We start from the raw sequence: 12,734 nt of genomic DNA on the forward strand, positions 1-12,734 counted from the left end.
CACCATGTTCCAGAAATTTATGACTGATATGCAAACCATGATGAAGCCCTACCAAGAAAGCCTAAACGGTAAGCAGTTTCAGCCTATTTCTAACCTAATGGTTATTCAAGCTAAAGCCCTAGAAAAGCTTGGTAGCGAACAAACCCGTTTTTACACTGAGTGTGTTGAAGCAGTTTCTAAACAAGTTGAAAACACCAGTAAAACAACTGATGTAACTAAACTACAAGAAGCTCAGTTTAATTTTGCTCAAGATTTACAGAACCGTGTTGGTCGCTTATTTAAAACCAATATGGATATTATGACTGAAGCACGCGAAAGCGCTACAGCTGAAGTTGAAGTACTTAAAACTCAGGCAAAAGCTGCTAAGTAAGCCTAAGTTTTTAAAAAGTTTAGCAGCCGTACTTCAGCAAACTCCCTCTGCCTGATTCAGCGTGCTGTTATTTTTACCCGGCCACTTGGCCGGGTTTTTTATTCGCTATCCGTTTTCTTTTCATCCGTTTCTTTTTCAGCTAACGAACGACCAAAACTACCCCTAGCTAAACTCTTCCAAAGCAGTAGATTCTGCTCGGCAACCTTGCGCATCACTTCCATAGGGTTAGCAGCTTGTATCGGATTAGCTTTAATGGCTTGCTGCATTTGTTCACGCAACAACTTTTGCTGTTCCATAAAAATACTAATGCTTTGTTCTAGATAACCGCTCATAGAACCCTGCATAGAGTCCCCATAAAAGCGAATGAGCTGTTGTAATACCTTATTGCTAAACATCGGACGGCCTCGTTCCTCACCACCCTGGTTTTCTTGCTCAGTAATGATTTGCAGTAAAATATTACGGGTTAGGTCTTCACCACTTTTTGAATCCTCAACATAGAAGTCTTCCTGATCTATAATCAGTTGACGAATATCTTCTAAGGTCACATAACGGCTTTCTGAGGTATCATAGAGACGTCGATTGGCATATTTACGAATGGCTCGCAAAGGCAACTCCTTATATAAAGCTTGCTAAAACACACAGGCCTACTTATTTTGAACTTATTGTAACAGCACCAACGACCTAGAGACTTACCTAAGCCGTTTAATTATTGTTATTTTGTAACACTTAGCTAGACTAAGCAAAAATACTAGGAGAGTAGTATGTTAATTAAAATCCATAAAAGCAGTGTAATCTACTTCATTACCAACGATACACCAAAAGATAGGCTAATAAATCTTAGTAGCCATATTTACCTAAACTTGCACCAAATTACTGAGTTATCTCACTACACGCTGAAATCTGACTCAGAAAAATTAAGCTTAGATGGTAAAAAAATTAAACTACCTGCTGAAACGACCGTTATCCACTTTACTATGGCACCAACTTTTTCTTCTTATCCAGACTCCAAGCACCCAGAACGCCGCATTCACGAAAGACGCTTTTATACTTTCTACTACCTACCTGAAAGCATCCAAGAATACCTTGGTCTACTTCAGGCACTAAATGGCAGCATTCTTAACAACGATTAATTCTAACGTGGGCAAGTTGGTTTATCGCTTGCTTCAATACAAACACTGTAAAACTCACTCTTGCTCCCGCCCACATAACGGCGGGAAGCATTCGGTGTTTGTGCGGCCAATTCTGCTTCACTACCAAAAGTTGTCCACTGACCTAGCTGCAAAGCAACCTCGCCTTCATACTGCCGCCCAGAAAAACTAGACAAACCCGTTGCGTTCGTCTTTTTTTGTTCCGTTTGCTGGCTACTCAAGCTAAGTATTAATTGATCACCAACAGGCTTAACTCTGACCCACAAACCACTAGCCAACCACTCATAAGCTGTTTCGCGGTACTGACCCACACCCGTTTGTATTGGAACCCAAAAGCCTCGCTCCAACCTTGCTTCACTTGCTTCTCTTATCAGCACTTCAAAAACTTCTGAACGCGCTGTTGAATAATAGCGAGCCGACTTTTGCTGAACTGCTTGAAAGTTAACCTGACCTTGCGCAAAAAGTACCCGCCAAGAAAGCAGGGGTTGATCTAAAGCATCTATCAATACGGCTAATTGCTCTAAATTTGAAGGCTTTCCACTAAGAACAAGCGTTTGGTTTTGTTGACTAACAACCGTACCTTTAGGTAAATGTGGCTTAATAGCAGCCATAATTTCAGTTGCAGAGCGGTGCTTAACTTCTATCAGCTGTATTTTATGTGCGCTCTCTGCCCTAGCTTCAGGTACAATGCACTGCACCAACAGCAGTAGCAAAAAAACAGCTCTGCCTAGTGCAAAATAACATTTATAACTTTTAGGCTGTAGCCTCATTGCTTACTCCTAGTGCGTTAAACAGACTCTAATTTAACTTAATACTGATATTAGCTAGCTGCAAGTAGTCTATTGTTAAATTAACTTGCAATTAAGCTCAAGACTGTTACACCTTTTCGTTATTTATGGGTAGAAGTTAACTTAACTTTAGCCCTAGAATATACAATATTAGTGAAAATGCAGAAAGAACAGGGAATAGCATGTTACAACCTATAACTCCTACCTCAAAAGCGAACAGCTCCAAGCCCAACTCTAAACGTAAGCGTTTTCCTTTGCTTAACCTAGAGTTTCTAGTTACTTTTCTACTAGAGAAAGGCGAGTTTCACGCCAATGCTCAAGAACTCTCTCACGAAGAAGTTCGTGTTATTTGCCCAGCTGGCGATATCCCTTTACTCGTTCCCAGAACTGCTCACCATCGCCCTGATGAGAAAATTGTTCATCAAGCAGAATTGCAGCTAGATAATAATTTTAAACTTAATGTAAAACTACAAGTACTCAGCTGTCGCCGTTATTCTCAACAGGGGTTTAATGTGGCATTTCGTTTATTAGAACTGAGTGAAGAGCAACAAGATGCCTTAGAAGCTTTCTTAAATAAAGCGCTAGATAAAAACATCCCAACTGCTAGCATGTTTAGTTAAGCAAGGAATGAATCTACTACTCGTAACTCAGCAAGAAATTGATAGTCAGGGTTGTGTACTACTAACCGATCGTCGCCATCAGCATATTCAAAACATTCATCGCCTTAAAGTGGGTGACACCCTACAAGCAGGCGTAATTAATGGCCTGTGTGGCGAAGCAGAAATTATAGAACAACAAAGCCATGCCACACGCCTTAAGCTAAACCTTTACAAGCAACCACCTCCTCCCCTGCCTGTCACCCTGCTTTTAGCTTTACCTCGCCCTAGAATGTTAGCGCGAAGCTTAGAGCACTTAGCTACTTTGGGCGTAAAAAAGCTGGTTCTTATGCAAACCAACCGAGTTGAAAAAAGCTACTGGCAATCACCTGAATTAAAACCAGAAAAAATTCATCAACACCTTATTTTGGGTTTAGAGCAAGCTAAAGATACCCTTCTACCTGAGGTTATTTTTAAAAACCGTTTCAAACCCTTTGTTGAAGATGAATTGGCTAGCCTTGCAGCTAATTCCCTTAAGCTAGTGGCTCACCCTGGCAACTACCCAACCTGCCCAAGAAATATTGATCAACAACTAACGCTTGCGATAGGTCCAGAGGGTGGTTTTGTTGATTATGAAATACAGCTTTTAGAAGCACAAAACTTTCAACCAGTACAAATGGGTGAGCGTATCTTGCGTGTAGAAACGGCAGTAACAGCCTTGTTGTCACGCCTTTTCTGAGACAATTCGTCCTAGCTAAAAATCTTACTTAAGGTAGACCTTTTTTTACACACAAGGTATAACCTCAGGTCTATTTCCCTTATATTAGCAACTAGCTAACCTTAAAATTGGAGACAAACCTACGATGGGCTTGTTATGGATTCCTCTGTTGCCAATGCTTGGTACACTAATGCCTTTGCTGGCATCGCGCTTTAGCCGCAACAGCATCGCTATTTTTACTGCGCTACTTCCTGCAATCGCACTTATTTTACTTTTTAAACAAGCGCCAGCAGTTTTTAGTGGTGAAGTGCTAGCAGTCAGCTTTGAATGGATACCTCTAGCAGGTTTAGACGTTGCTTTTAGATTAGATGGTTTAGCTTGGCTTTTTGCCTTGTTAATTCTTGGTATAGGCCAGCTTATTATTCTCTATGCGCGCTATTATCTTTCTGAACAAGATAATATGCCGCTCTTTTATTCTTATCTGCTTCTGTTTATGACAGCCATGCTGGGCATAGTTTTGTCTGGCAACCTTATTCAGCTCTGGTTCTTTTGGGAATTAACCAGCATTAGCTCATTTTTACTAATTGGCTTTTGGTCACATAAATCTGAAGCACGCAAGGGCGCGCGTATGGCGCTCACAGTTACAGGTGCAGGTGGTTTAGCACTCCTAGCTGGGCTACTACTTGTTGGTCAAGTGGTGGGTAGTTATGATTTAAGCACTGTATTAGCCAGTGGTGACTTAATTCGTGAACATGCTGCCTATCCTGTCATTCTTGTGCTGGTACTTTTAGGGGCTTTTACCAAGTCAGCTCAGTTTCCTTTCCATTTTTGGCTTCCCCATGCCATGTCAGCACCAACACCGGTGAGCGCTTACCTGCATTCGGCCACTATGGTTAAAGCAGGCATTTTCTTAATGGCTCGTATGTACCCTGTGCTTTCGGGTACTGAGCTATGGTTTTTAATTGTTAGCATGACTGGTTTAGCCACTTTGCTAATCGGTGCTTACGTCGCTTTATTTAAGCATGACTTAAAAGGGCTACTGGCTTATTCAACCATTAGCCACCTAGGTTTAATTACCCTGCTTTTAGGTATGAATACCCAACTTTCTACCGTTGCTGCCATTTTCCATATAATTAACCACGCTGCCTTTAAAGCTTCGCTCTTTATGGCGGCAGGTATCATTGACCATGAAACGGGTACCCGAGATATGCGGCAAATTAATGGGCTATGGAAGTACATGCCGCATACCGCCACACTTGCAATGGTTGCCGCAGCATCTATGGCGGGCGTACCCCTTCTGAACGGTTTCCTTTCTAAAGAAATGTTTTTTGCAGAAACACTACAGCAAGTAACCCTAGGCTCACTTTCCTGGATGGTGCCAGTATTTGCTACTTTAGGTACAGTTTTCTCAGTAGCCTATTCAGCGCGTTTTATTCATGATGTCTTTTTTAACGGTGAACCAGTCGATCTACCTAAAACACCCCATGAACCACCGCGTTTTATGCGTATTCCTGTTGAAGTGCTTATCGCACTTTGTTTGCTTATCGGTATTTTTCCAACCTTCGTAGTCGGCCCACTTTTAGCTGTCGCTTCTACTGCAGCCTTGGGTGGTGATTTACCTAACTACAGCCTAGCTATTTGGCATGGTTTTAATATCCCGCTATTAATGAGTTTCTTAGCCATGGTAGGCGGTTTAATTATCTACTATAACCGTAAGCACCTGTTTCGCTTTCAAGCACAATTTCCTGAAGCGGATGCCAAGCTTATTTTTGAATGGATGATGCAGCAGCTAGTTAAAGGCTGTACAAGCATTATGCAAAAGCTAGAAAATGGCTCTTTGCAGCGTTACATCTATCTGCTTATCTTTTTAGCCATGATATTAATGGCTGGCCCAATGATTGACTTAAACGCTACTGAAGGCCATAAGTCACAACTGCCTATAGATAACCTAAGCCTAATAGCGGCCATTATTCTTGCCGTAGCCACTCTTGCTACGGTTTTATTCAACCGTAAAAGATTGGTTTCTATTATTAGTTTGTCGGTGGTTGGTTTAATTGTATCCCTTGCTTTTGCTCGTTTTTCAGCACCTGATTTAGCTTTAACTCAGCTTTCAGTTGAAGTTGTAACCATGATACTTATGCTGCTTGCTCTCTTCTTTTTGCCACAAAACACACCCAAGGAATCTCATCCACGCCGACTGGTTAGAGACCTAAGCCTAGCGGGTATTATTGGTGGCGTTATTGGCACCATTAACTACGCCATGATTACTCGCCCACTAGACAGTATTTCTTGGTTCTTCCTAGAAAATAGTAAATCTGGTGGTGGTGGTACTAACGTCGTCAACGTTATTCTGGTCGATTTTCGTGGACTAGATACCCTTGGTGAAATATCAGTATTGGGCATAGCTGCTTTAGGTATTTTTAAACTCATCGTGCGTATGCGCCTTTATATGCCTAGCAGTGACTCTACTGGTCGCCCTTGGGCAGTGGGTCGTCACCCAATGATGCTCAGTGTTGTATCACAAAGCTTACTACCCCTAGCCTTGTTGGTATCGGCTTATATTTTCTTACGCGGACACAATATGCCCGGCGGCGGTTTTATTGCTGGTTTAATTACTTCTGTGGCAATTATTCAACAGTACATAGCACATGGTGTTGACTGGATAAAAGACCGTCTGCGTATTAACTACCAATGGTTGGTTGCTAGCGGTATTTTAGTTGCTGCTTTAACAGGGGTAGGCAGTTGGTTTTTTAATCGCCCCTTCCTAACCACTTGGTACGATTACTTCAACCTACCCATTATTGGTGAGTTTGAACTAGCTAGCGCCATGTTATTTGATCTAGGCGTTTATCTCACCGTTATAGGTGCAACCCTAATGATACTGGCTAACTTAGGTAAGCTAACAACCAACCAAAGCCCTGCCATGAAGGAGAATAACTAATGGAAGCTCTATTCGCTTTTAGTATCGGCTTATTAACGGCTGCTGGTGTATTTCTTTCCTTGCGGGGTCGTAGTTTTCCTGTGGTAGTTGGTATTACCCTGCTGTCTTATGCAGTTAACCTCTTTCTTTTTTCAAGCGGGCGCTTAACCATTAACGGCGCTGCGGTATTAGGCACTTCAGAGGTATATGCAGACCCAGTTCCTCAAGCACTGGTATTAACCGCGATAGTGATTGGCTTTGCCATGACTGCCTTTGTTTTAATTCTTGCCATGCGTTCTCGTGCGGACTTGGGCAACGACCATGTTGATGGCCGCCTAGCAGTAGAGCCTGAGGAAAAGAAAAAATGATTCAGCAACACCTAACACTCTTGCCTGTTGTTTTTCCATTAATAATGGGGGCTTTAATTTTACTGCCCCCTATTACTAATAGCTTAGTAAGGCAGCGTAATGTCACGCTGCTTACTAGCTTGGTACTTATTGCACTCAGTATTTGGATGGTACAAATCGCCAGTTCAGGCAGCATCCAGCTTTACTATTTGGGCGACTGGAAGCCACCCTTTGGTATTTTATTTGTCGCCGACAGAACCTCTGCATTAATGGTACTACTCAGCAGTATATTAACGCTGGGTGCGCTGCTCTATGCTACTGGTGGTGATGACAAAACAGGGATGTTCTTTTATCCACTATTTCTATTTCAAATTGCGGGCATTAATGGCGCTTTCTTAACCGGCGACTTATTTAATCTCTTTGTCTTCTTTGAAGTACTGCTGATAGCTTCCTACTCTTTGCTTATTCATGGGGGTGGCAAACAGCGTACTCAGGCAGCCATGCACTACGTTATTCTTAACCTAGTGGGTTCAGCCTTCTTCTTATTTGCCTTAGGTATTCTTTACGGCACGCTAGGCACACTTAATATGGCCGATATGGCGGCTAGAATTCACCAGCTGCAACCCGATGAGCAGGCCTTGGTAAAAGCAGGCGGATTATTGCTATTGGTTGTTTTTGGGCTGAAATCCGCACTTTTGCCTTTACAGTTTTGGCTGCCTCGCACCTACTCTGCGGCCAGCGCACCGGTAGCTGCTCTTTTTGCGATTATGACCAAGGTGGGTATCTACAGCATTTTACGAGTACACACCTTAGTTTTTGGGCCAGAAGCAGGTGATTTAGCCAACCTAATTCAGCCTTGGTTATGGCCTATGTCTCTATTAACCTTGGCAATAGGTGCAATAGGTGCCCTAGCTAGCCCCAGCTTAAGAATGCTGGCTTCTAACTTGGTTATTATCTCTGTAGGCACTCTCTTATTAGCTGCTGCCATTGCTACACCTCAAGCAACTGCAGCGGCACTTTATTACCTAGTTCACTCCACTTTAATTGCTGCAGCGCTGTTTTTATTAGCTGATGTTATTGGTGAACAAAGGGGTAAACCAGGTGATCGTTTTGTTTCAGCCAGACGCGTACAACAGCCAGTTTTACTAGGCACTGCTTTTTTTGTATCTGCTTTAAGCCTTGCTGGTATGCCACCTTTTTCAGGTTTTGTCGGTAAGCTAATGCTGTTACAAGCAAGCAGCCTTCCCTCTATCGCTAGCTGGGTTTGGCCTACCCTCTTAATTAGCAGCCTAGCCGTTATTATCGCCCTAGCCAGAGCTGGCACTAGCTTATTCTGGCGTGTCAGTGGTGAAAATAGCGCTACCGAAACCCCGCCACTATTTAAGCTTTCGGGCGTTTGGTTGTTATTGCTTTGCTCACCGCTAATGGTAATTTTTGCAGGCAGCATTACCGAGTACACTCGTCTAGCAGCAGAGCAGCTATTTAATATCCAACCCACCATTGATTTGATTCTGCAACAAGGAGCTAAGTAATGGATGCTAAACCACGTTTTCGTTTAGTACCTATGCCGGTACAAAGCGCACTCCTCTTTGTTGTTTGGCTTTTAATGAATAACACCCTAGCCGTTGGCCATATTTTTTTAGCAGCCACGCTAGCCTTTACTATTCCTTTATTGGTGAATGGCCTACAAAACCCTCAACCCACTGTTCGCAAACCCCTCTTAGCCTTGCGTTATTTTTTACTGGTGCTTATGGATATTGTTATTGCCAATATGCAAGTAGCTGTATTAATTCTTGGGCCACTCAAAAAAATGCAGCCAGGATTTGTTGCAGTGCCTTTAGATATAAACCAAAACCTACCCATTACCCTCTTAGCCAGCACGGTATCTTTAACGCCTGGTACGGTTAGCTGTGATGTATCTGAAGATAAGCGTTGGCTCTATATTCATGCACTGAATTTAGTAGATGAGCAAGCACTCATTCATTCAATTAAAACGCGTTATGAAGCACCACTAAAGGAGATTTTTGGATGCTAAAAACTGCCCTACTCCTAGTGAATGTTATGATAGCAATAGCGCTTTTACTAAGCTTATGGCGGCTTATACAAGGCCCTAGCTTGGCTGATCGTATACTTGCGCTAGACACCCTTTACATTAACAGTATCGCTTTAATTATTTTACTGGGTATGTATATGGGTTCACCGCTATATTTTGAAGCCGCCCTTTTAATTGCCCTACTTGGGTTTGTAAGTACCGCAGCCCTTTGTAAATACCTGCTGCGCGGCGATATTATTGAGTAGATATCACTATGAATTGGATAGAATTAATTTTAAGTTTTTTTGTGCTTTTGGGTGGGCTATTTATGCTTATTGGTTCGATAGGCTTAGCTCGACTACCTGACTTTTATATGCGGCTTCATGCGCCCACCAAGGCAACAACCCTAGGTGTAGGTAGTCTGTTAATAGCATCCATGCTGTTTTTTAGTATTAAAAACTCCATGTTTAGTATTCATGAAATACTGATCACTATTTTCTTGTTTATTACTGCACCCGTTAGTGCACACATGATGGCTAAAGCTGCTTTACACGTAGACACAGATACGCTTGAAAGAACTCAAGGAGTTGAAGCTCATAAGGCAGCAACAGCAGGTGGCAATCCACCCGCTAAAGCAGACTTAGTTAATAAACAAAAAGGTAGTGAAAATTAAAACCAGCCTTTGCGCTTAAAATAGTAAAGCATGGACGCTATTATAATTAACATTAAGCCCCAAGCAGCTGGGTAACCAAAAGCCCAGTTTAGCTCGGGCATATTCCATACGCTTGTTTCAGGGTTAAAGTTCATTCCATAAACACCCACAATAAAGGTGAGTGGAATAAATAGCGTAGAAATGACTGTCAGTACTTTCATTACTTCATTCATACGGCTACTGAGTGATGACATATACATATCGTAAAGGCTAAATACCAACTCGCGCTGGCTTTCAACACTATCAATTACCTGTACAAGATGGTCGTAAACATCACGCAAATAAACTTTAATTTCCGGGCTAATCAGTGGTGAATCATCTCTAATTAAACTGTTAATTCCATCTCGCAAAGACCAAACTGACTTTCTAAAAAAGATAAGATCACGCCGCAAAGCATGAATGCTTTGTAAATCTGAAGGATCTGGTTGATCTAGCACCCTTTCTTCCATGCTTTCAATGGTTTCGTTAATAAAATCTAAAGCAGTGAAGTAATGGTCAACCAGATTGTCTAACAAGGCATAGGTTAAAAAGTCGATACTATGACGGCGTAAACGGGTATTAGCTACCAGCATACGGCGAATGACTGGATCAAATAGTGGGTCATCACTTTCTTGAAACGATAAGACAAAGTTTTTACCTAAAACCAAGCTAACCTGTTCTGATTTAAGCTCTGTTGCATCGCCTTCTTGACGTGCCGTTATCATTCGCCCCACAACAAAAATAACCTCGCCATAAGGTTCTACTTTAGGGCGTTGGTTAATGCTAACAATGTCTTCTTGAACCAAGGGGTGCAGTTCAAAATAGTCCATTATCTTGCGTAGCTGGGTAATATCATGCAAACCTTGAATCTGAATCCAAGTTTTACTACTGGGGCGCATATAAGCAGCCGTTGGATCTAGCGCATCAATAGTAAAAGAGTCATAACGGTTAGCATCGTAATCATGCACCGTCATGCGCATTGCTTCTAACTTCTGCTCACCCGTGTGTTGCAAAAACCCCGGTGGTTGACCGGGTTTTTTTCGCTGTACTTCAGCAGCCGAACGGTTAAATAGGCTGCGAAAGCCACTGGATGACTCATTGTTTTGCTGATTCAAACCCATGCTATGCACTCATTCATTTGTGAAGGCTTCAACCTGACTCTACCAGCCTTGGGTATGCTGTCTAACGAGCTCTTGCATCATTTGAATATGTTCAGAACGCGCATTTAGGGCAGGTATATAAGTAAAACCTTTACCGCCTGCTTCTTCATAATATTCACGGTTTTCTTCTTCAATTTCTTCAAGCGTTTCTAAGCAATCAGCACTAAAACCCGGACAAATAACAGAGATACCTTCTGTTTTAGCCGCGCCTAAGCTTTTCATGGTTTCATCAGTATAGGGCTGTAACCAAGGCTCACGACCAAAACGCGATTGGTAGGTAAGCTTCCATTGTTCTGGCTGTAAACCTAGCTCGGCAGCTAAAGCCTTGGCTGTGGCTTTGCAATGCCTTGCATAAGGATCACCTTTAGCGGTGTAACGCTGGGGAATACCGTGAAAGGACATAATAAGTAATTCACTGGCTTTGCCCTGACTTTGCCAAGACTGACGCACTGATTCAGCCAAAGCTTTTATGTAAGCAGGGTAGGTAGCATAATCACGAATAAAACGCAGTTCTGGCCAGTGAGGGCATTTTTTTAGGCTAGCTGCTAAACGATCAAACGCAGCGGCTGTAGTAGAAGAAGAAAACTGCGGGTACATAGGCAGCACAAGCAGTTTTTCTACACCTAGCTCGCGCATCTGGCGCCCTACATCTTCCATAGAGGGTGAACCATAAGTCATGGCTAGCAATACGGGTATTTTTTCGCCTAGCGTGGCTTCCAATTTGGCTTCTAACCCTTGGCGTTGCTGCTTGCTAATTGCCAAGAGGGGTGAGCCTTCTTCAGTCCATACCTGTTGGTAGTTTTTAGCAACTCGACTTGGACGAAAGCGCAAAATAATGCCATGTAATATAAGCCACCACAAAGGGCGTGCCACATCAACTACACGGCTATCCCATAAAAATTCAGCGAGGTATTTTTTTACTGCAGAAGGGGTTGGTGCATCTGGTGTTCCCAGGTTCACCAATAATACTGCAAAAGGGGGCTTTTTATTTGAAGACACGGACTAACCTCGTTAGTTGGTAAAATGACACTAGCCGTCATATTACCAAATCAGCCGCTCTACCTCTATCAATTAGCTGTGCACAAGGGTTTAAAACAGGGGTTAAAATTTAATTTAAAACGAAAAGCTAAGTGGTCTAGTGTTTAAACCTTCATAAAAAGGTTCATAGTTCGTTAAAAAGGCAGGTTTAATGCCATGGCGTGCTAATTCTTCTGTTGCTTCATCTAAACTACGAAAAACACGATGTTGTCCGCGCCAGCCAGTTAAGAACTTCACTTCTTCTGCATTACGTATTTGTACTAAGCAAAAACTACTAGCAGTGTGATTAATAATACCTACTTGAATTTGCGGATTAAGCTCGAGTTGCTTTTTTAATTCTTTGATTTGCATGTTTCACCTTTGTTATTAAAATAATTTCCATATCTCTTAGGTACAACTTTTGCTAAAAAGTTCAACCGTTTACCTGCATGAGTAGCTTTTTTTGAAGAACTCTGAAAACCATTCACAAGATAGCGTGCGTTCACTAAAATAGAAGAACCTAACCTGTTTTTAAGGTGGGTAAGCGCCAAATAATATAAACACTCACTGCTAACGCTGTAGCTAACATTGCAAGCTTTGCCCAAAGCAGGCTAACAATAAACAAGGTAAAGCTAACACTTATCCACAATAAACTTATCGCCATTACCTTGGCTTTTACGGGCAAACCTCTGCCAGCTAAATAGTTAGCTATCATCGGTCCGTAGCGGTGGTGGCTGGTTATCCAAGCATAAAACCTAGGTGAACTCCGTGCAAAACAGGCAGCAGCTAACAAAATAAAAGGCGTAGTTGGTAGTAAAGGTAAAAAAATGCCAATAACTCCCATCACCAAACTAAACCAACCAAAAATAAAAACTGTACGCCTAATTAAAGGGTTAGCCAGAACTTTAGGAGCTGGTAAGGGTGTAGGGGTCACTGGCTTGTCTTCT

16 protein-coding genes are annotated in these 12,734 nt (G+C 42.3%); 10 read left to right on the plus strand and 6 right to left on the minus strand.

Translation table 11 applies throughout. The features are described from left to right. Positions 1–4: 4 nt before the first annotated feature. Positions 5–370 carry a phasin family protein gene (locus H571_RS0107965; protein WP_027848836.1) on the plus strand — a complete coding sequence of 122 codons (366 nt, stop codon included), beginning with the start codon at positions 5–7 and terminating at the stop codon, positions 368–370. A 98-nt stretch (positions 371–468) separates the two neighbouring features. Here H571_RS0107965 and phaR read toward each other — a convergent pair whose 3' ends face one another. After that, positions 469–975 (minus strand): polyhydroxyalkanoate synthesis repressor PhaR, encoded by a 507-nt coding sequence (gene phaR, locus H571_RS0107970; RefSeq protein ID WP_027848837.1) that lies wholly within the window; start codon positions 973–975, stop codon positions 469–471. Positions 976–1,131: 156 nt separating this feature from the next. Between phaR and H571_RS0107975 the strand changes: the two genes are divergently transcribed. Further along, complete coding sequence (locus H571_RS0107975) at positions 1,132–1,500, plus strand: hypothetical protein (protein WP_027848838.1); 369 nt, start codon at positions 1,132–1,134, stop codon at positions 1,498–1,500. 2 nt (positions 1,501–1,502) lie between these two features. Here H571_RS0107975 and H571_RS0107980 read toward each other — a convergent pair whose 3' ends face one another. After that, complete coding sequence (locus tag H571_RS0107980) at positions 1,503–2,288, minus strand: hypothetical protein (RefSeq protein ID WP_027848839.1); 786 nt, start codon at positions 2,286–2,288, stop codon at positions 1,503–1,505. Between the two features lie 200 nt (positions 2,289–2,488). Here H571_RS0107980 and H571_RS0107985 point away from each other — a divergent pair, with 200 nt between their 5' ends. From H571_RS0107985 to H571_RS14675, 8 genes are all read left to right on the plus strand, one after another. Next, a complete protein-coding gene (locus H571_RS0107985; protein ID WP_027848840.1) occupies positions 2,489–2,926 on the plus strand; it encodes a hypothetical protein in 438 nt (145 codons plus the stop codon). Between the two features lie 7 nt (positions 2,927–2,933). Next, positions 2,934–3,641: a 16S rRNA (uracil(1498)-N(3))-methyltransferase gene (locus H571_RS0107990; RefSeq protein WP_027848841.1), complete on the plus strand. Its 708-nt coding sequence runs from the start codon at positions 2,934–2,936 to the stop codon at positions 3,639–3,641. Between the two features lie 124 nt (positions 3,642–3,765). Next, a complete protein-coding gene (locus tag H571_RS0107995) occupies positions 3,766–6,561 on the plus strand; it encodes a monovalent cation/H+ antiporter subunit A (RefSeq protein WP_027848842.1) in 2,796 nt (931 codons plus the stop codon). Continuing rightward, the gene (locus tag H571_RS0108000) at positions 6,561–6,908 is read left to right on the plus strand and encodes a Na+/H+ antiporter subunit C (protein ID WP_027848843.1); all 348 of its coding nucleotides are present in this window, start codon (positions 6,561–6,563) and stop codon (positions 6,906–6,908) included. The genes H571_RS0107995 and H571_RS0108000 overlap by 1 nt, the downstream gene beginning before the upstream one ends. After that, positions 6,905–8,419 (plus strand): monovalent cation/H+ antiporter subunit D, encoded by a 1,515-nt coding sequence (locus H571_RS0108005; protein ID WP_036217939.1) that lies wholly within the window; start codon positions 6,905–6,907, stop codon positions 8,417–8,419. Before H571_RS0108000 ends, H571_RS0108005 begins: the two co-directional genes overlap by 4 nt. Next, positions 8,419–8,922: a Na+/H+ antiporter subunit E gene (locus tag H571_RS0108010; protein ID WP_027848845.1), complete on the plus strand. Its 504-nt coding sequence runs from the start codon at positions 8,419–8,421 to the stop codon at positions 8,920–8,922. The genes H571_RS0108005 and H571_RS0108010 overlap by 1 nt, the downstream gene beginning before the upstream one ends. Beyond that, positions 8,916–9,185, plus strand: coding sequence for a K+/H+ antiporter subunit F (locus H571_RS0108015; RefSeq protein ID WP_027848846.1), 270 nt, complete (start codon positions 8,916–8,918; stop codon positions 9,183–9,185). The genes H571_RS0108010 and H571_RS0108015 overlap by 7 nt, the downstream gene beginning before the upstream one ends. A gap of 8 nt (positions 9,186–9,193) precedes the next feature. Next, entirely contained in the window at positions 9,194–9,592 is a 399-nt protein-coding gene (locus H571_RS14675) for a Na+/H+ antiporter subunit G (RefSeq protein WP_084482757.1), read from the plus strand. Here the strand turns inward: H571_RS14675 and corA are convergent. From corA to H571_RS0108040, 4 genes are all read right to left on the minus strand, one after another. Next, a complete protein-coding gene (gene corA / locus H571_RS14680) occupies positions 9,589–10,731 on the minus strand; it encodes a magnesium/cobalt transporter CorA (protein WP_051168237.1) in 1,143 nt (380 codons plus the stop codon). The two genes, H571_RS14675 and corA, sit on opposite strands and share 4 nt — an antisense overlap. A gap of 39 nt (positions 10,732–10,770) precedes the next feature. Next, the gene (gene hemH, locus H571_RS0108030) at positions 10,771–11,769 is read right to left on the minus strand and encodes a ferrochelatase (RefSeq protein WP_027848847.1); all 999 of its coding nucleotides are present in this window, start codon (positions 11,767–11,769) and stop codon (positions 10,771–10,773) included. A 114-nt stretch (positions 11,770–11,883) separates the two neighbouring features. Continuing rightward, a complete protein-coding gene (locus H571_RS0108035; protein ID WP_027848848.1) occupies positions 11,884–12,159 on the minus strand; it encodes a hypothetical protein in 276 nt (91 codons plus the stop codon). Between the two features lie 148 nt (positions 12,160–12,307). After that, entirely contained in the window at positions 12,308–12,721 is a 414-nt protein-coding gene (locus H571_RS0108040; RefSeq protein WP_245562335.1) for a YbaN family protein, read from the minus strand. Between the last annotated feature and the right edge of the window lie 13 nt (positions 12,722–12,734).

Source organism: Marinospirillum minutulum DSM 6287 (genome assembly GCF_000422325.1).
GTDB classification, from domain to species: Bacteria; Pseudomonadota; Gammaproteobacteria; order Pseudomonadales; family Halomonadaceae; genus Marinospirillum; species Marinospirillum minutulum.